The organism is Candidatus Omnitrophota bacterium (assembly GCA_021735655.1).
In the GTDB taxonomy this organism is placed as follows: Bacteria; Omnitrophota; Gorgyraeia; order Duberdicusellales; family 4484-171; genus JAHKAJ01.
Map to the genome: position 1 here is coordinate 313,604 of JAIPGM010000001.1, position 18,798 is coordinate 332,401.

An 18,798-nucleotide genomic window follows, 5' to 3' on the forward strand; every position below is an offset into this window, starting at 1 on the left:
AATATTATGGAGTATAGCGATCGTCATAATCCCAAAATAATATCCAGTGAATATCAGACATTGACCCTCCGGCTGATCCGCGAACATTACCGGTATTGAGCGGCCAATCTTCGTCATCATCCACCATAGTGTCTAACTTTTTAGCAGCACTCTGTGGCATTCGACAGGTACTAGGATTAATAACGCCTTCAACGTAAGGATAACAATAATTATCTATTTCTAAAACTAATTCTTCTATGCCATTTACCGGATCGCTATAATCTTGCCAACAAGTAAAAGCATATTGGCCTCCCCAAGGATGCATTCCGGGAGTCTTTTCCACATAAGGTCCATCCCAGCCTGGCCAGGTTGCTGGTGCCCAATGCAGAGTAATATTGAGAGGATTTGTGTCTAAAGGGTTTTGACCTGGTAACAAGTGCATTTGCGTACCAGTGTAGCCATCCATAACTTTACGTCCAGTATCAGCATAAAGAGCACCAACTGAGGTTTTAAGAACTCTGGAATCAGCAATTACTCTGGCAACTTTGGCTTTTTCAATGGCCTTAAAGGCATTAGGAGCGATAATTGCTGCAAGGATAGCAATGATAGCAATGACTACGATAAGTTCGATTAGAGTGAATGATTTTTTCATAAAAAATCTCCTTTTGAATAATTATATCACGATAAGATGGATTTAATAGTGTAATTTACCTTATTAGGCGCAATCCGGTTACGCCGATAGTTAAAAAGAATAGTGGCGCCATCCAAGGGCTAATCATTGGCAGAATAATGCCTGATTTTCCTAAAGCAACGCTAAATGAAGAGATAAAGTAGTAGATAAAGATAAAGATAAACCCTACCCCCAAGGAAGTAAGGCCAACCTTACGTTTTTTAATTTCTAGAGCAAAGGGTAGAATTCCGATAACTAAGAAGAAATGGGAGAAAGGCTCGACTAATTTTTGGTTATAGTGAATGATTAATTCTTTTAGTTTTTCTTGTGAGCCGATTTTTTTTAACTGATCTATTTCACGTTGTAAATCATTGAGAGGAGTGAATTCCAGGAGAATACTTTTTTTAAGTAGAAGTTCCTGAGGGTTTTCAGCTAAGGGAATAGGCTTTTTGTCCAAGTTTTGGCTGTTGATGCTTTTACCATAGCGGTCAAAGGTATTTTCTTTAACTAATGTAGCGGTCCACTGTTCATTTTTATAGTAGATAGTTTTACAGATTATTTCTTTTATAAAGTCACCTTCTTTGTCTTCTTGAAAGATTGCAACATCAGTTAAGATTTTTTCACTTGGTGAAAATTCCCGGGCAAAGAAAATCATTCCACCTGAGGAGAACTTAAAGTTTCGCTCAAGCGAAGATCCGGAGAGGTCTTTTTTTATGAAGTTTCTTTTAATTTCTTCAACTTCTCTTTGAGATTTAATCAGTACTTTTTCTTGAAGGTAGAAGGCGCCAGAGGAGACAACAATTGAAAACAAAATCAGCGGCAAAGACAGGGACATAATGCTTACTCCGGCTGAGCGCATTCCGGCAATTTCGTTACCCCGATTGAGTTCCCCTAAGGTATAAAGCATACTGATCAGGAGTGCAAAAGGGCTTACCCATTTGAAGATCCAAGGAATCATACTTAGATAATAACGCACGAGCATTAGAAATGGTATTTTTGATTTTAGGATATCGGCAAGATTACTGAAGGTATCAATGACAAAGAAAAGACCGATAAATATGGCTAGGATAGAAATATATCCTAAAACAGCACTTTTTAAAGTATATTTATCGAGAATGCGCATACTTATAGATAAGAGAAACTCCTAAAAGCATAATTATAAAACTGGATAGCCAAATTCCGATCCAAGGGGTTACTATTTGACGTTCGATTAAGGCTTTACCTAGTATTGAAAGCAGGTAGTAGGTTAGTGCACCTAAACAGGCAATACCGAAGTTAATCGATTTTTCCCGGTGGCGTACAACTAGAGATACTCCGAAACCTAAGATAGTGAAGGCAATGATCGAGAAGGATAGATTTATCCTTTCGTGAAATTCAGTCAGAAAATCGGTCGTTTCTATGCCTTTTTGCCGGTATTGTTTAATCTTACTGAGTAGCTCTTCTATTCTCATGTCTGAAGGTTTCTTTTCGGTTTTAGTCGGTTTTTCTTTTTCAATCGGGATATTTTTAAAGAAGATTTTAAATTCACCACGTACATCACGTTTGCCGGCGGAGTCGATGTCATGATAATAGACATCTTCCAGTTTCATTTTTAGCACGTCTTTCTCTACGATGAACTCTCCTTGTTTAGCTACGATCATTGTGGTCGCTTTTTTATTTTCCTTATCGAGCATATAAATTATGACATTTTTTAATTTATTTTCTTGCTTATCGGATACATAGATGACATGATTTTCGAAATGCTCTAAAAAGACCCCCGGCTCAATAAAGGCCGATATATTTTTCATAAGTATTTTTTTTACATTATGGTAGCGGTAGGTAAGTTGAGGCACTACCTTATCATTTAGAATAAATAGTAGCAATGCGAAGATTGTTCCAATAATCAGAAAAATGTGTAGTATTTTAAAAGTTGAGACCCCGGCTACTCGCATGGCAATTACTTCATTGTCGGCGATTAATCGGCCCATAGATAGGAGTACACCCATGAAGAATGCTAATGGTAGGGTGTAGCGCATGAGCGGCGGGAAGGCAAATGACAACAAAGTAAAGGCGTCTTTAATATTAACGCCTTTACGAACAATCATATCTGAGAGATCAATCAGTTTGCCCATCAACAGCACGGTGCTTAAAATAAGAAGCGAGAAGATAAAAACAGTAAAGAAATCTTTAATGATGTAGCTGCGGATTATTTTCATGATTGTTGTTTAAATTGGTTTCTTACAGTTTTGGATAAAGTTAGGGCTGTGATTATATTGGCACCTTTTTCTTTTAGGGCTTCTGAACACGCAAAAATAGTTGATCCAGTAGTGAAGATATCATCAACTAGAATAAGATTTAGGTTTTTCACAGCGTTGCTTGCGTTAAATATTCCTTTTACATTATTTTGTCTTTTAAGCCTGGCCAGTTTTGTCTGAGAAGGCCTGAATCTCGTGACACTTATTATATCATTTCTTAGGGGAATATTGAAATGATTTGATAGGAAGTTAGCTAAGACCTCAGCTTGGTTATAACCCCTCATTTTTAGTTTATAACGGTGCAAGGGAACGGCAGTTATGCAGTGATAGCGATAAGCAGAAAATTGGATATCTTCTAGATGCTTAATTATTAGCTGAGCTAGGAGGTCACCTAAATAATCGCAATTACGGTATTTAAATAGCTGAATTAGCTTAGTTAAGGGCTCTTTATATTCGGTTGCACTGATTGCTCGCATATAGGGGTATAGTTTAGTTTTACATTTATTGCAGGTTAATTTTTCTGGTTCATCTATTTTTCGTAAACAATAGCGGCAAAGAGGCGGTTTTAAGAACTTTATTTTTTTATAGCAGTCATTACAGAGCTGTCCCTGATGTATTTTTTTCTCGCAGCTAAAACAGGTTAAGGGAAAAAGTAAATTCTTGGCAGTTTTTATATACTTTTTAAGCACAAGGGCTATTGTATTAGCTTTTTTTTTAATTTCAATAGTTAGTTTGTTTCGTTATTTTTAGATTTGTAGTATAATATTGTTTATAGAGTAATTGAGAAGGGGGATTGATGTTACTGTTTGGATTTGTTATATCTCTAATTTATTGGATTTTTTCCGCCCTGAGCGACATGCTTATTTTTGGTCAGGGAACTTTTTTTGAAAATCTTACTGCCCCTAGCTCTCAAGAATTAATTCATCGCTTGTCAGTAGTTTTAGTTCTAATAATATCCAGTGGCTACTTTAGATATTTTATCGGAAAGCGTCAGGTTATCGAGAATGAGCTTGATCAGGAGTATTGCCTTTCTCCAATAGCTCTAAATAGGATTGGGGCTATGACCTTTGTTTTTGATCCTACCGGTAAAATTTTACGTTTTAATCAGGCTTGCGAAAAAATAACCGGTTATACATTCGGTGAAGTAAGGAATAAATCCTTTTGGAAACTCTTTTTAGAGCCGGATACTGCTGAATTGATGAGGGAGCGACTTAATTGGATTAGTAGCAAATCGTTCCCTAGAGAGTATGAGAATATTTGGTTAGTTCGTAATCGGCAGCGTATTTTTATAAAATGGCACAACACGATGGTTTTAGACAAGGAATCAAAGCTAAAATACATTGTAAGCGTTGGCACAGATATAACCGAATACCAGCAAAAACAAAATATATTCAGGGGTTTTAATCGACAATATCAGGGGCTAATTGATAATATTGGTATCGGCATTTCGGTTGTCTCTCCGGATTTATCGATTGCTTATAAAAATCGCCAATACAAAGAATGGTTTCCCAAAGGAGATGTTTCTAGCCAATCGGTCAGCCATGATATTCTTAGTAATTTTTCTTCTCAAAATTGCGGCAAGTGTCCGAGTTGTAAAGTTTTGTCTGATGGCGTGGCTCATGAAGCAATGATTGAGGTTGACGCTTTAGGTAAAAGGATGGTTTATAAAGTTTCTGCATCGGCAGTTATTGACACTGAAGGTAAAATCGTTGGTGCGATAGAAACAATTCAGGATTTTACAAAAATTAATCATCAGGAAGTCGAAATAAGACGCAGCTACCTTGCTCAGGCAGTAATTAATTCTCTTTTACGTTTTTCTTTAGAGAATATTACTCTTGAGGGTTTTTTAAAATGTGCCCCGGGCATTATTGTATCTACCCCTTGGCTTAGTTCAAAATCCAAGGTGGCGATTTACTTAGTTGGAGATGAACCGGAAGTCTTAGTCTTGAGAGCTCAGGTTAATTTTTCTAAAGAAGAGATCCCGGGTATAAAGCGTTTTGCTTTTGGTGAGCATATTGCTGGTCGAGCTGCCCAGTTGGCAAGACCACAATTTTCAGCCCATATTCAGGAAGGTAATGAGATCGGAATTAAAAATGGCGGAATTAACGCCCATTATTGTTTGCCGATCATCTACTCAGGGGCAGTTTTGGGGGTAATAGATATATATATGGAAGATGGCCATATCCAGAGTAAACAGGAGGAAGAGTTTTTATCGGCCATTGCTAATACTTTAGCTGGAGTAATCCATCGTAAAGAAGTCGAGGAACGATTAGGCAAGACAAATGATTGTTTTGTGAGCTTGGGAATAGACCCGGTTGCTAATATTCAGAGCTTTGTTGCTTTAAGCGGCGAAATCCTTGAAGTTGATACGATGTTTTATCAGCAATTTAATCCAGATACAAATTCTTTTGAGATTCTCGGTGAGTATAATAGCTCTGGTAGCTATAAGCCGTTAGTAAAATATTATAAGAGTGCTTGTCATGAGACTATGAGAGCTGAAGGCGAGATATTAGTTAAAGATGTATCAGAAATTTCTCAATCGACAAAAAATTCTAAACTTCATACTTTTGTTGGCCAGGCAGTTAGGTGCGGAGGTAGCTATGTTGGCTTGCTGAGTGGTTTCTACAGGGACTATTTTAGACTTAGGGAAGATGATCGCAAGTTCTTAGGGGTTATTGCCTCAGCCATCGGCGTTGAGGAGGAACGTATAAAGTCGAAGCGGCATCTTGATGTTGCTTATGATAGATTAAAAGAGGCTCAACATGAGCTCGTTCAGTCTGAAAAGCTAGCGGCTTTGGGACGATTTTCTTCGGGTATGGCCCATGAGGTAAAGAATCCTTTGGGTATTATTTTGGGAGGTATTGAGTTTTTAGAAAAAAAACTAGTTAAAGCAGACAAAGATGAAAGGTTAGCTATTAAAAAAATTAAAGAGTCTACTCTGCGGGCCGACAGCGTAGTACGTAATCTTCTTAAATTTGCAATGCCTTCGGAAATAAAAACCGAAAAACTTAATCCAGTTGATTTGATTAACGATACCCTCACGTTAGTTAAGTATCGGATTTCTTTAATTAATGTTAAAATTGATACTGATTTTACTAAAGAAGATATTTTCGTTTCCGGAGACAAAAACCAGCTACAGCAAGTTTTATTTAATTTAATAATGAATGCCGTCGATGCTGTAGCTAAGGGTTCGATTATTAAGATAAAAACTTTAAAAGTCTCGGCTGGTTATTTAGCCTATCCAGCCTGCGTTATTGAAATAAACGACACCGGCCAAGGTATATCTGAAGATAATTTATCTAAGCTGTTTGAGCCTTTTTTTACTACAAAGCGTGATAAGAAGGGGACTGGTCTAGGGTTATCAATTTCTAAAATAATAGTTGAGAACCATAAGGGTAAGTTAACTATTGATAGTGAGTTTGGGAAGGGGACTATGGCGAGAGTTATTCTGCCGATAGCCGCTGGATAGGGTTGACATCTTTTAATAAAGGTGTATTATTTTTTTAGGGAGGTTATTGATGAAAAAGATACTAATTATTGATGATGAAGAAGATCTGTCCTTTTTTGTCAAAGCGAACCTAGAGTTAGTTGAAGGCTATGAAGTTACAACGGCCACTAGCGGTAAAGAAGGTATTAGAGTCGCCGCCAAGTACATGCCGAATATAATACTTCTTGATATTATGATGCCGGGTATGGATGGCTATGAGACTTTAGATAAACTTAAGAGTTCAAAGAAGACAATGTCTATTCCGGTAATTATGCTCACTGCTAGGGCTGACGAAGAGTCTAAAGTAAAAGCGGCAAGTGCTTATAACGAAGATTATTTGATTAAACCTGTCCAAATAGATGTTTTAAGGGCAAAAATTGAAGAAGTGCTAAAACGTCGGAACTTTGAAGAAGACTTGTGATTTTAGCCTAAAGCTTTAAAACATAACCCAGTCCAACCTATGCGTTTTTTTTCTTGGCCAACAGTAATTACTTTTTCTTTGCTAATTTTCGTACTTTCTATTTCTCCGATTGGCGTAGCCGAAGAAATTGTCTTTCCTTTTTTAGATAAATTTTTCCACGGATTAGCTTATTTTTTGCTTAGTTTTGTAACGGTGAATACTTTCCGCAAAGCAAATAAAAAGCATGCTGTACTTGGTGGATTCATTTATTCCTTTTCGCTGAGCATATTGATCGAAATAGCTCAGTACTTTATTCCCTATCGAAGTTTTCAGGTCACGGATATAGCTGCTAATTTTTTGGGAAGTTTTTTGGGTTGTTTGCTTAGAGTTATCTAGTTAAAGATAGGCATGAAAAATAATATTAATAATTTAAATCAACTTTTAGACAATGCAGTTTCTAAATTTGCTAATCGTCCGGCATTAATTTTTGGAGCCCGCAAAATAACCTACCAGCAGTTAAAAGTCTCGGCAGACAATTTAGCGACTTCTCTTTATCGTTTAGGAATAAGATCCAAGGATAAGGTTGCTGTTTGGTTGCCCAATTGCCCGGAGTTTGTATTTTCTTTTTTTGCGATTACCCGGCTAGGCGCAGTAGTTGTTCCGATTAATACGATGTTTAAGCGAGAGGAGGCCCGTTATTTAGTTTCCGATTCTCAGGCAAAAATTCTAATTTGTTCTATTGATAAAGTGGAAGATGTTGAGAATATTCTTTCGCGTGTTGATACGCTTATGAATATAATTTCTCTACCGGCCCCGAGTCAAAGCAGGCTGATGCTTAGCTTTCATTCTTTAGTTAGGAATTCTAAAGGGAATTTTAAAAGGTGCGAAGTGGTTGAAAATGATTTAGCTGAAATAGTTTACACTTCCGGAACAACCGGAAAACCTAAGGGCGCCTGCCTCAGTCATAAAAATCTTATTTCTAACATTAAGGATTGTTCGCAAGTTATAAAATTCAGCAAAGCTGATTCGGTGGTTTGTATTTTGCCTCTTTTCCATTCTTTTGCTTCAACCGTTTGCATGCTGCTTCCTATTTATAATGGCGGTCTAGTAGTTATTATGCGCTCAGTGCGTCCGTTTAAGCGAGTCATTCGGACAATTTTTCGTCATCGGATTACTATTTTTGTCGGGGTACCTTCACTTTATAGTATTTTGAGTGCGATGAAGCTTACTAAGCTGCGCTGGGTTTTAAATGTTTTTATTAATCCAATTCGTCTGTGCATATCTGGTGCGGCAGCTCTTCCTTTAAAAGTAGCTAAAGATTTTGAGAAGAATTTTAAGCGACCCTTGCTTCAAGGCTATGGTTTAACTGAAGCTTCACCGGTAGTTTCCCTCAACCTTTTAGATAGAAAACTCAAACCAGGTTCAGTCGGCCGGGTTCTTCCTTCGGTTAAGGTTAAGATTGTAGGTAAAGATGGCCTGGAAGTTGTCTTGGGTGAGGTTGGTGAATTATTGGTTAAAGGCCCTAATGTAATGAGTGGTTATTATAATTTAATTGAGGATACAAAAAAAGCCTTAAAAGAAGGCTGGCTTTATACTGGCGATTTAGCTAAGATGGATGAAGCAGGCTGTATTTATATCATTGGTCGCAGCAAAGAGATGATTAATGTGAGAGGTTTTAATGTTTATCCTCGGGAGATTGAAGATTTACTTTATCAATATCCGAAGATAAAGGAGGCTGCGGTGGTCGGTGTTTCCCATCGACATCGGGGAGAGGTCCCGGTTGCTTTTGTGGTTACAGAGGGTAAAATAGAACAGCGTGAAATTATTAATTATTTAAGGTCGAATTTAGCAGCCTATAAAATACCGCTTAAAGTTTTCTTTAAAGAAAACTTGCCTAAAAATGCTACCGGAAAGATACTAAAAAGAGAGCTGGGAGATGAGGTTAGGGCAACTTTCGAAGGAATAAAGGAATAAGGATAAAATGAATTCCCATAATAAAGCGTTTGAAATTGTTTTTAATGACGAATATTTAGTTGTTGTAAATAAAATTGCGAAAATTTTAGTTCAACCTGCATCTAGCAAGAAAGAGGTGACTTTAACCACGCTTATTGCTAAAGAGTTAAATGAGAAAGTTTTTCCTTGTCATCGATTAGATCGAGAAACTACTGGTTTGATTATTTACGCGAAAAGCTCAGCCATCCAGACTGATCTTACCTGGCAGTTCAGAAAGAGTGAAGTTAAAAAAAAGTACATTGCTTTTGTTAAGGGTCGTTTAGATGGAAGGGAAGGCTTACTTGATGATCAGATAATCGATCGCGAGGGGAAACGTTTTGGTGAAAAACCCAAAAGAGCAAAAACAATTTATAGGGTGTTAGAAAGATTTCCTAATTTCAGTGTTTTAGAACTTACTCCTTTAACTGGAAGAACTAACCAGTTGCGTATACAACTAGCTAATATCGGTTATCCGATCTTAGGTGAAACAAAGTATGCCTTCCGGAAGGATTTTGCAATTAGATTTCGACGGCTGGCTTTGCACGCTTTTTATTTGCAATTTCTTCATCCGGTGAGCTCCGATAAGGTTAATTTAAAGATCAATTTAGCTAATGATATGAAGGATTTTTTAGATAAAAGGAGAAAGTAAATAATTTTCAAAAAAAATCTTTACATAAGAGGCATTAATGATAGACTAAAATTATGAGAGAAAAGGCGTTTACTTTAATCGAATTAGTAGTGGTTATTGCTATTATTGCCATCCTTGCTTCTATTGTCGCTCCTAATGCTTTTAGGTCAATCGAGAAGTCAAAGGTCGCTCGAGCAGTAAGCGACATAAAAACTCTGCAAGGAGCCGCAAGTAATTATTATGTGTCCACTAATAAACGGGCGCCGACCTACATGATGGAGGATTCTACAACTTACCTTAACAATCCCTATATAACTGATTCGGGAGATGCCGGTTGGAATGGTGCTTATCTTGAACAGTGGCCCGCACACCCTTGGGGAGGTAGCTACGGCTGGATTCAGAACTATGCTTGGGACGGAGACGGTTCTTTAAATGATGGTATTGTTGTCATGGATGATGACCGGCCGGGAATGGGAGTTGCGGATAACCAGGGACAAGTTCCTCAAAAAGCACTGATAAAAATTTCTGAGATTTTAGATGACGGCACTCTTACCAGTGGAACAGTCCAGTCACCAATCAGCGGTGAAGCTGGAACCTTAGGTGCTCTGACTTTTCATAATTGAACGTTTTGTAAAAATAAAAAGAGCTGGCTAAAAACTTAAATAGTACAAAATTTAGAGATTACCTGACCAGCGAACAATTTAATTCAACCGACCTAAACTCACCGTTTCTTTAAGCTAAAAAACATTTATTTGACTAAAAAACTAGTGATTAGTATAATTGTTACCTTATGCATACGATAGAAAAAAAGATTTACTACCACGATACTGATTGCGGAGGAGTGGTCTATTATTCTAATTACCTGAAGTATCTTGAAGAAGCCAGAACCGAATTTTTACTCGATAAGGGTTTGGATGTAGATAAATTGGCCAAAGAAGATACTTTGTTTGTGGTTGGTAGTGTAAATATTAGTTATAAGGCTCCGGCTAAATATGCCGATAAGCTAGCAATCTATACTGAGGTTATTAAAAAGAAAAACGTATCTTTGGAGTTTTCCCAAGAAGTAAAAAGAGCTGATCAGGTGTTAGTTTCAGCAATTACTAAACTTGTTTGTGTGGGGAGTAATTTTAAGCCCAAGGCGATGTCAAAAGAGGTAAACGAGAGGATAGGATAATGACATATTCGATTTTTGATAAAGATAAGGGTACAGTAATAAGTGGTAAAGCCAGGATAGCTAAGAGTTTTGGCTTGCGTCTAAAGGGGTTAATGTTTAAAAAGGAAATTGATGAAAAAGAAGCCCTTATTTTTCATAATGCGCCGGCGATTCACACTTGTTTTATGAGGTTTGCTATTGATATTGTGTTTTTGGATAAGAGCAATAAGGTAATAAGAATTTGTGAAGCAGTTAAGCCTTGGAAAATGGTTACTTGCTCCAAGGCGGCTATTACTATAGAACTTCCTGCCAATCGCGCCAAGCGCAGATCTTTGGCCCTAGGTGATCAATTAGAGATAACTCTTGGAGATTGAAAAGCCTAAGTAATTTCAGGCCTATTTCTAAATTATATTGACTAGGTTTAACTTTTAGTTTATGATAGGCTTTGTTCTTATAATATATAGGTATGGGAGGTTTAAATGATTAAGGCTGCAGTATTAGGAGCAACCGGTTTTACCGGCGAAAAATTGATTGAAATTCTACTTAATCACCCTAAGGTGCAGATTGGCTATATCTGCGCAAAGGTTGAAAAAATTCAGAAATTTTCAACTATTTTCCCTCATTTTAAAAACAAATTGGATATGGTTTGTGCCAATCCTGATCTTGAGCAGGCGGCCAAACTGGCTGAGGTTATATTTTTAGCTTTGCCGCATAAGTTATCTTATACGGTGGCGCCTTTTTTCTTAGAGAAAGGAAAGCTAGTAGTAGATTTGTCAGCTGACTACAGACTAAAAGATCCGAAGGTTTATGAACAATTTTATAAGGCTAAACATAAGGATTTAAAAAATTTAAAGAACTCGGTATATGGGCTTCCGGAATATTATAAAGAGAAGATAAAAAAGGCGAAACTTATCGCTAACCCAGGCTGTTATCCTACGGTCTCAACTTTAAGTCTAGCTCCTTTGTTGAAAGAAGGCGTAGTTAAGAATGTAATTATTGATGCTAAAAGTGGGATTAGCGGTGCCGGAAGAAATCCGGATTTAACTTATCGCTATGATCATTTAAGCGGTAATCTGTTTGGCTATAAACTTTTTGATCATCAGCATTTACCGGAGATAGAACAGGTGCTTTCTAATATTAGTAAAAAGAAAGTTTCACTTAGATTCACTCCGCACGTTATTCCGGCTGAGAGAGGAATTTTGGCGACTATCTATGCTGATTTAGTCAAACCGGTCAAAGAAAATACGGTTAACAGTATTTATGCTCAGTACTACAAGAAAGCCCCTTTCGTGAGGTTGTTTAAGCAGAAGCTTCCTCAATTAAAAGATGTTGTCGGTAGTAATTTTTGTGATATTGGTTTCCAGATTAAAGATAAAAAGATAGTCATCATTGGAACGATTGATAATTTAATAAAAGGTGCCGCCGGCCAGGCAGTGCAAAATATGAATATAGCTTTAGGCTGGGATGAAAAACTGGGTTTATTATGAAATTACCACAAGGTTTTCTTTCTTCCGGAATCAATTGCGGGTTAAAAAGAAAAAAGTTGGATCTTGGACTTATTTATGTTGAGGATTTTGCTAAGGTAGCCGGATTTTTTACAACGAATGCTAATCTTTCTTATTCGGTCGTAGCGGCTAAGAAAAATATTAAAAATCCGATTAAGGCGGTTTTAGTCAATAGCGGAAATGCGAACTGTTATTCTCATAAGTCTGGTTTAAAAGATACCGAAGATATAGTTTTAAAGTTAGCTAAGAAGCTAGGAGTAAAACAATCTAGCATCTTGATTGCTTCTACTGGTATTATCGGTAAAAAATTACCGAAGCAAAAAATCATATCGGGATTAGAGCCTTTAATAAAGAACTTGGGAAAGCAGTCTAAGAATTTTTCAGAGAGCATTCTTACTACGGATGCCTTTGTTAAAACTGCCGGCAAACAGATTCTTAAAGGTAAGGCCAGCGTGGTTGGCTTTGCCAAGGGCGCTGGGATGATTTGTCCTAATATGGCTACAATGTTAGCTTTTGTGCTTACTGATTGTGATTTACCGCAGGCTGTTTTTAAAAAAATTGCTAAAGAAGCAGTTGAAGAAAGTTTTAATTCAATAAGCGTTGATGGTTGTATGAGTACTAATGATACCTTAATATGTCTTTCGAGCGGAAAGGTTCCTTTAAAGAACAAAGCTCAAATAGCTGATTTTTCTAAGAGTTTAAAGGTTGTATGTTTAGAATTAGCCAAGCTAATAGTCAAAGATGCCGAAGGGGCAAGTAAATTTATTCATATTCGGATAAAGGGAGCAAAAACTAAACTTGAGGCAAAGAAGTGCGGTTTAGCTTTAGCAAATTCCAATCTTTTTAAATGTGCTATTTATGGTGAGAATGCAAATTGGGGAAGGATTATCCAAAGTTTGGGGCAAGTCGGGGTTAAGTTGGGAGAAAATATAGGTATTAAAACAAATTCCCTTAAGAAGAGAAATATTGATATAGCGATTGACCTAAAGAGAGGTAGGTCGTCAGCAAGCATTTACACCTCGGATCTAACCCCGCAGTATGTTAAGATAAACGCTGAATATAGTTAGGAGTTAATATGGTTCAAGAAGCAATAAAAAAAGCCGATGTTTTAATTGAGGCGCTGCCTTATATCAAGAAGTTTCATAAAAAGATATTTGTAATTAAGTATGGAGGTTCAATTCTAGGCGAAGAAAGAGTCAGGAAGTGCGTTCTTGAGGATATTGCTTTTTTAAGATTTGCCGGTATTAGGCCAATTATCGTTCATGGCGGTGGACCTAATATTACTGAAAGACTCAGAGACCATAAGGTGGCAACTGAATTTGTTGACGGCATGAGAGTGACTGATCAGTTTACTTTAAATGTAGTCGAAGAGGAGCTTAATAAATTAAATGATCTTATTCTTGGCGAAGTAGCAACCCATCAAGTTAAGGCCCTAGGTTTTAAGAAGAAGAATAGTATCTTAAGGGTTAAGAAAAAAAAGAGTAAGGTTGACCTAGGTTTGGTCGGTGAGATGGTCGGTTTCGATAAAGAAACGTTATTTAAGGCTTTAGAGAGCGGTATTCCGGTTATTTGCCCGATGGGTGTATCAGCTGACGGAGTTTCCTATAACATAAATGCTGACGAGGTAGCTTTTTTTCTGGCCTCTGAGTTAAAGGCAGAAAAGTTAGTTCTCTTAACCAATGTTTTAGGAGTAATGAGAGACCCTAAGGACGATCACTCTTTAATTTCAACTATAACTGCCAAAGAGGTAAAAGAGTTAATTCAGGAAAAAATAATCGATGAGGGTATGGTGCCAAAGGTTATGGCTGCCAAAAAAGCAATTAATAACGGTGTAGGCAAGGCTCATATTGTTGATGCCAAAATTCCCCATGCTTTGCTTTTAGAGATATTTACCGATCAGGGTATTAGCACCGAGATAGTAAAATAGGATTGATTAAATGAACATTAAGAAGTTATATAAGGATTATTCGTTAAATACTTACACTAGAGTAGGTCCGGTATTTGTTAAAGGTAAGGGAAGCTGGCTTTGGGATGCCCAAGGTAATAAATATTTGGATTTACTTCCCGGCTGGGGGGTATCAATTTTGGGCCATTGTCATCCGAGAATCGCGGCGGCTATTAATAAACAGACAAAAAAGTTAATTCATCTTCCGAATAATTTGTTTTTTAAAGAGCAGGCCTTATTAGCTAAAGAGATTGTGAAAAAGAGTTTTCCGGCTAAGGTATTTTTTGCTAATTCCGGGGCTGAAGGCATTGAAGGGGCGATAAAGCTTAGCCGTCTCTTTGGTAAAGGAAAAAGATATGAGTTGATTACTATGAAAAATTCCTTTCACGGAAGAACTTTCGGTGCTCTTTCAGCGACAGCCCAAGCTAAATATAAAAAACCGTTTAAGCCGATACTCGGAGGTTTCAAAGAAGCAAAGTTTAATGATATAAAGAGCTTTAAGAATAAGGTTAATAAAAAGACGGTCGGGGTAATCCTAGAACTAATTCAGGGAGAGGGTGGAGTAAACGTAGCTGATAAAGATTATATAAGGCAGTTAAAGCAATATTGCCAAAAGCATAGCCTTTTATTAATTATTGATGAGGTCCAAACCGGAATGGGCAGAACTGGAAAACTGTTTGCTTATCAGAATTATTCCATAACTCCTGATATAATGGTTTTATCAAAGGGTATCGGGGCAGGAGCCCCGATGTCAGCAATAGTTGTTAACAAGAAAATAGCTGATATAATTAAGCCGGGGATGCATGCTTCAACTTTTGGCGGATCGCCTTTAGTGACTGCGGCCTCACTTGAAACTTTTAAGGTAATTGATCAAGAGAAGCTTCTTGGTAAGGTTAAAAAGAATGGTGACTATCTTCATAAGAGATTTTTGACTTTCAAGAAAAAGTATTCGTTGGTTAAAGCAGTGAGAGGAAAAGGCTTAATGCTGGGAATCGAGCTATCAATTGATGCGCAGCCTTTATTTTTAGAGTGTTTAAAGAGGAAGTTAATAATAAACGCTACCCATAGAACAGTTTTAAGGATGTTACCGGCCTTAAACGTAACTAGATCTGAGTTGGATCAGGGTCTAGAGATATTAGATGCGGTATTAGCTAAGTTTGCTAAAAAAAAGTAGAGCCAGAATGAATCATTTTATTGCCCTTAAATATTTTTCTCAAGGAGAGATTGAAAAGCTTATTGATTTAGCGATAAAGATAAAAAGCAATCGAAGTCTTTATCGAGATTCACTGAAGGGAAAATCAATAGGGCTTATTTTTGAAAAACCGTCCTTGAGGACTAAGACTGCTTTTTATATTGGGGCGGTACAGTTAGGCGCTGAAGCTATTTACTATACCCCTCAAGAGATAAAAATCGGAGAAAGAGAATCGGTTGGTGATATTGCCGGAACTTTTTCAGTGTATTTAGACGCGGTAGTTTTGCGTACCTTTTCGCATGATACAATTTTAGAGTTTGCAAAACTTTCAAAAATACCGATAGTTAATGCTTTAAGTGATTTTTTTCATCCTTCGCAAGTATTAGCCGATATTCTTACAATCAAGGAAGCTAAGGGCGATATAAAAAAGTTAAAAATCGTCTATGCCGGTGACGGTAATAATGTTTGCAACTCTTTAATTCATGCATTTTCTATTTTAGGTGGCAATTTGACTCTAAGTATTCCTAAAGGCTATGGGTATGGGCTTAAGAATAAAGTTTTAGCTGAGGCTAAGGCTCAGGCAGAGATTTCCGGGGCAAAGATATCTTTTAATCCTTCACTTAGTGAAGCAGCCAAAGGCGCGGATGTTCTATACACCGATGTTTGGACTTCAATGGGCAAGGAGTCGGAAAGAAAGAAAAGAAAAAAAGCTTTTAAAAACTTTCAGATAAATGATAAAATCTTAAAAGCTGCTAAGAGTGATTGTATCGTGATGCATTGTCTTCCGGCTCACAGAGGGGAGGAGATTACCGATTCGGTAATTGACAGTAAAAATTCGGCAGTCTTCAAGCAGGCTGAGAATCGTCTCCATGCGGCAAAGGCAATTTTAGTTTATCTTTTAAAAGGTAATAAGGCGGATAAATAATGAAAAAAGTAGTTTTAGCTTATTCGGGAGGATTAGATACTTCTTGTTGTGTGGCTTGGCTTAGAGATAAAGGCTACAAGGTGGTAGCTTTTTCTGCTAATTTAGGCAGTGAGTTCTCACCTAAAGAGCTTAAAAGCATGGCTAAGGCCAGCGGAATATCTAAAATCTATATAAAAGATTTACAAAAAGAATTCGCTGATCAGTATATACTTCCGGCACTTAAGGCCGGGGCAGTTTACCAGAATAAATATCTTCTGGCGACAGCTCTTGGACGTCCTTTAATTGCTAAATATTTAGTTGAAGTAGCCAAAAAGGAAAAAGCAACTTATGTTGCTCATGGCTGTACGGCTAAGGGTAATGACCAGGTAAGGTTTGAGATAGCAGTGAAAGCTTTGAATCCTAGACTAAAGGTTATTGCTCCCTTGAGAGAGTGGCACTTAACCTCTAGAGATTCAGAGATTAAATATGCAAAAAGTAAAAAGTTGCCGATTAAATCAACCAAGAAGAAGATTTACAGCATTGATAAAAATATTTGGGGAGTAAGCATTGAAGCCGGCAGCCTCGAAAATTTGGACAACGAGCCTCCAGAAGATGCTTTTATTTTAACTCAAAGTTTAAAAAAGGCTCCCTCTAGTCCTCAATATTTAGATATTGAGTTTTCTAAAGGAAAGCCAGTTAAGCTAAACGGGAAATCTACGGAGTTGGTGGCGCTTATAAACAAGCTTAATAAAATCGGTGGCAAACACTCAATCGGCAGGACTGATGTTATTGAGGACAGGGTTGTCGGTATAAAGTCGAGAGAGGTTTATGAGGCTCCGGCAGCTTGGATATTGCACTTAGCTCATAAGGAGCTTGAAAGTTTAGTCTTAGACAGAGAGACTCTTTCACAAAAAGCGCTTTTAGCCTTGAAATATGCCCAACTGGCCTATCAAGGTTTGTGGTTTTCTAAGCTGAAGATCAGCCTTGATGCGGCGATTTTAGAAACTCAAAGCAAAGTAAGCGGAAAGATAAGATTGAAACTATACAAAGGAAATATAATTATCGCTAAAAGAAGTTCGCCGCACTCTTTATATAAGGAAGAGCTGGCAACTTACGGTGAAAAAGATAAATTTAACCGAGATTGGGCCGAAGGGTTTATTAAAATCTGGGGAATGCCCTTTGTTGGTAAATAGAATATATCCGCCTCGCTAGATATACGGTAAATTTCCTCCGTAAATTTACCGTAACTCGGCGGATATCAATTCAACTAAGCATTTTTCGAAGAAAAATGCAAGTTTCATTGAGGAGGTAAACATGGCTGATAAATTATGGGGTGGAAGATTTAGGAAGGAAGTAAATAAAGATTTTTTTGAATTTCAGAAATCAATACAATATGATTATAAAATCGTTGAATATGATATCTATCATTCAATTATTCACGTTACCGCCCTGGAAGAGGCCGGGCTTTTAAGTAAAGACGATGCCATTAAATTAACTTCTGTTTTAAGCGATATTTTTCAAGAGGTTAGAGAAGGAAGATTCAAGTTTAACCCTAATTCTGAAGATATCCATACTGATATTCAAAATAGAGTCTCTAAAAGGTTAGGGAAGCTGGCTCAGAAGTTACATACTCTACGTTCAAGAAACGATCAAGTTGTTTTTGATGAGAAGTGGTATTGCTATCGGGAAGGGGTCTATACTTTAAGTCTGATTAATGTAGTTTTGGCTAATCTGAATCATCTCGGCAACACTTACCGAGATACGCTTATTCCCGGCTATACTCATACTCAGCGAGCTCAGGTAGTCTCATTTATTAACTATACCGGAGCTTTCTTTTGTATGTTTGAAAGGGATTTTGAGAGATTAGATGCCTTCGTAAAGAAGTCAGAGATCTATATCGGTTCCGGTGCTTTGGCCGGAAGTGCTATTCCTAAGGCAGCCTATAGTGAGGCTTTAAAAAAGTTTTTGGAAAGTTCAAAAGCACAGTTAAAACATTCTAAGTCTTACACGGTTAAAAATTCTTTAGATAATGTTGCCAGCCGTGATTTTGTAATTGAGTTTTTGAGCATTCTATCAATATTACAGATGCATTTGTCACGCATGGCTGAAGATTTTATCCTTTATTCGACCAAAGAGTTTGGATTTCTTGATTTACCGGAGGAGTTCTGCACCGGTTCATCACTTATGCCGCATAAGAAAAACCCTGATTTTCTAGAGTTAGTCAGGGGAAATACCGGAAAAATATATGGTAATATAGTTTCAGTTTTAACTATGATGAAGGGGCTACCGTTAACTTATAATCGGGATATGCAGCTAGATAAAGAGCCGCTCTTCTCATCTACCGAGGTAGTAGAACAAGAGCTAAAAATAGTTGCCGGGCTAATTGCTGGTATAAAGTTGAATAAAAAAAGAATTCTTGAAGCCCTTGAAGATGAGGAGCTTTATGCTACAGAATTAGTAGAGTTTTTGGTTCATGCCGGGGTTGCTTTCTCGGAAGCCCATACTACGATTGGAAAGCTGATAATTTATTCCGAAGATAACAAAATTAAGATTAAAGATATGTCGGATAAAATTTTAAAAAAGTTTAATTCGTCGTTGAATCATAAAAACGTAAATCAAATAATGAGCGCCGAGCATGCGGTGGCGTCAAAAAAATCGTTACCGAAACAGAAGCATACTACTTCCAAAAAACCTTCTAAGAAGAAGTAG

Annotated in this window: 19 protein-coding genes; 15 read left to right on the forward strand and 4 right to left on the reverse strand. The window is 37.3% G+C overall.

All coding sequences use genetic code 11. From position 1 onward, the window contains the following. Nucleotides 1-4: 4 nt before the first annotated feature. From K9L86_00785 to K9L86_00800, 4 genes are read right to left on the reverse strand one after another with little or no spacing between them, the layout of a single operon-like run. Nucleotides 5-631, reverse strand: coding sequence for a prepilin-type N-terminal cleavage/methylation domain-containing protein (locus tag K9L86_00785; protein MCF7907404.1), 627 nt, complete (start codon nucleotides 629-631; stop codon nucleotides 5-7). 55 nt (nucleotides 632-686) lie between these two features. After that, the gene (locus K9L86_00790) at nucleotides 687-1,772 is read right to left on the reverse strand and encodes an LptF/LptG family permease (protein ID MCF7907405.1); all 1,086 of its coding nucleotides are present in this window, start codon (nucleotides 1,770-1,772) and stop codon (nucleotides 687-689) included. Then, entirely contained in the window at nucleotides 1,756-2,844 is a 1,089-nt protein-coding gene (locus K9L86_00795; protein ID MCF7907406.1) for an LptF/LptG family permease, read from the reverse strand. The genes K9L86_00790 and K9L86_00795 overlap by 17 nt, the downstream gene beginning before the upstream one ends. After that, nucleotides 2,841-3,572, reverse strand: coding sequence for a ComF family protein (locus tag K9L86_00800; protein MCF7907407.1), 732 nt, complete (start codon nucleotides 3,570-3,572; stop codon nucleotides 2,841-2,843). Before K9L86_00800 ends, K9L86_00795 begins: the two co-directional genes overlap by 4 nt. A gap of 107 nt (nucleotides 3,573-3,679) precedes the next feature. Here K9L86_00800 and K9L86_00805 point away from each other — a divergent pair, with 107 nt between their 5' ends. The 15 genes from K9L86_00805 (at nucleotide 3,680) to argH (ending at nucleotide 18,798) form a co-directional block, all read left to right on the forward strand. Beyond that, a complete protein-coding gene (locus K9L86_00805) occupies nucleotides 3,680-6,352 on the forward strand; it encodes a PAS domain-containing protein (GenBank protein ID MCF7907408.1) in 2,673 nt (890 codons plus the stop codon). Nucleotides 6,353-6,401: 49 nt separating this feature from the next. Beyond that, on the forward strand, nucleotides 6,402-6,791 hold the full coding sequence (locus K9L86_00810; protein MCF7907409.1) for a response regulator: 390 nt from the start codon (nucleotides 6,402-6,404) through the stop codon (nucleotides 6,789-6,791). A gap of 39 nt (nucleotides 6,792-6,830) precedes the next feature. Further along, nucleotides 6,831-7,166, forward strand: a complete 336-nt coding sequence (locus K9L86_00815) for a VanZ family protein (protein MCF7907410.1) — start codon at nucleotides 6,831-6,833, stop codon at nucleotides 7,164-7,166. A 12-nt stretch (nucleotides 7,167-7,178) separates the two neighbouring features. After that, the gene (locus tag K9L86_00820; protein ID MCF7907411.1) at nucleotides 7,179-8,744 is read left to right on the forward strand and encodes a long-chain fatty acid--CoA ligase; all 1,566 of its coding nucleotides are present in this window, start codon (nucleotides 7,179-7,181) and stop codon (nucleotides 8,742-8,744) included. A gap of 7 nt (nucleotides 8,745-8,751) precedes the next feature. Beyond that, entirely contained in the window at nucleotides 8,752-9,411 is a 660-nt protein-coding gene (locus K9L86_00825; protein ID MCF7907412.1) for an RNA pseudouridine synthase, read from the forward strand. A gap of 53 nt (nucleotides 9,412-9,464) precedes the next feature. Continuing rightward, entirely contained in the window at nucleotides 9,465-10,013 is a 549-nt protein-coding gene (locus K9L86_00830; protein ID MCF7907413.1) for a prepilin-type N-terminal cleavage/methylation domain-containing protein, read from the forward strand. A gap of 176 nt (nucleotides 10,014-10,189) precedes the next feature. After that, the gene (locus K9L86_00835; protein ID MCF7907414.1) at nucleotides 10,190-10,564 is read left to right on the forward strand and encodes an acyl-CoA thioesterase; all 375 of its coding nucleotides are present in this window, start codon (nucleotides 10,190-10,192) and stop codon (nucleotides 10,562-10,564) included. Further along, nucleotides 10,564-10,917: a DUF192 domain-containing protein gene (locus K9L86_00840; GenBank protein ID MCF7907415.1), complete on the forward strand. Its 354-nt coding sequence runs from the start codon at nucleotides 10,564-10,566 to the stop codon at nucleotides 10,915-10,917. Before K9L86_00835 ends, K9L86_00840 begins: the two co-directional genes overlap by 1 nt. Before the next feature lie 105 nt (nucleotides 10,918-11,022). After that, entirely contained in the window at nucleotides 11,023-12,030 is a 1,008-nt protein-coding gene (gene argC / locus K9L86_00845; GenBank protein ID MCF7907416.1) for an N-acetyl-gamma-glutamyl-phosphate reductase, read from the forward strand. Then, nucleotides 12,027-13,115, forward strand: a complete 1,089-nt coding sequence (argJ, locus tag K9L86_00850; GenBank protein ID MCF7907417.1) for a bifunctional glutamate N-acetyltransferase/amino-acid acetyltransferase ArgJ — start codon at nucleotides 12,027-12,029, stop codon at nucleotides 13,113-13,115. The genes argC and argJ overlap by 4 nt, the downstream gene beginning before the upstream one ends. An 8-nt stretch (nucleotides 13,116-13,123) precedes the next feature. Then, complete coding sequence (gene argB / locus K9L86_00855; protein MCF7907418.1) at nucleotides 13,124-13,975, forward strand: acetylglutamate kinase; 852 nt, start codon at nucleotides 13,124-13,126, stop codon at nucleotides 13,973-13,975. 10 nt (nucleotides 13,976-13,985) lie between these two features. Beyond that, entirely contained in the window at nucleotides 13,986-15,167 is a 1,182-nt protein-coding gene (locus K9L86_00860; protein MCF7907419.1) for an aspartate aminotransferase family protein, read from the forward strand. Nucleotides 15,168-15,174: 7 nt separating this feature from the next. Then, nucleotides 15,175-16,110, forward strand: coding sequence for an ornithine carbamoyltransferase (argF, locus tag K9L86_00865; protein MCF7907420.1), 936 nt, complete (start codon nucleotides 15,175-15,177; stop codon nucleotides 16,108-16,110). Beyond that, on the forward strand, nucleotides 16,110-17,282 hold the full coding sequence (locus tag K9L86_00870; protein ID MCF7907421.1) for an argininosuccinate synthase: 1,173 nt from the start codon (nucleotides 16,110-16,112) through the stop codon (nucleotides 17,280-17,282). Before argF ends, K9L86_00870 begins: the two co-directional genes overlap by 1 nt. A 121-nt stretch (nucleotides 17,283-17,403) precedes the next feature. Then, nucleotides 17,404-18,798 (forward strand): argininosuccinate lyase, encoded by a 1,395-nt coding sequence (gene argH / locus K9L86_00875; protein MCF7907422.1) that lies wholly within the window; start codon nucleotides 17,404-17,406, stop codon nucleotides 18,796-18,798.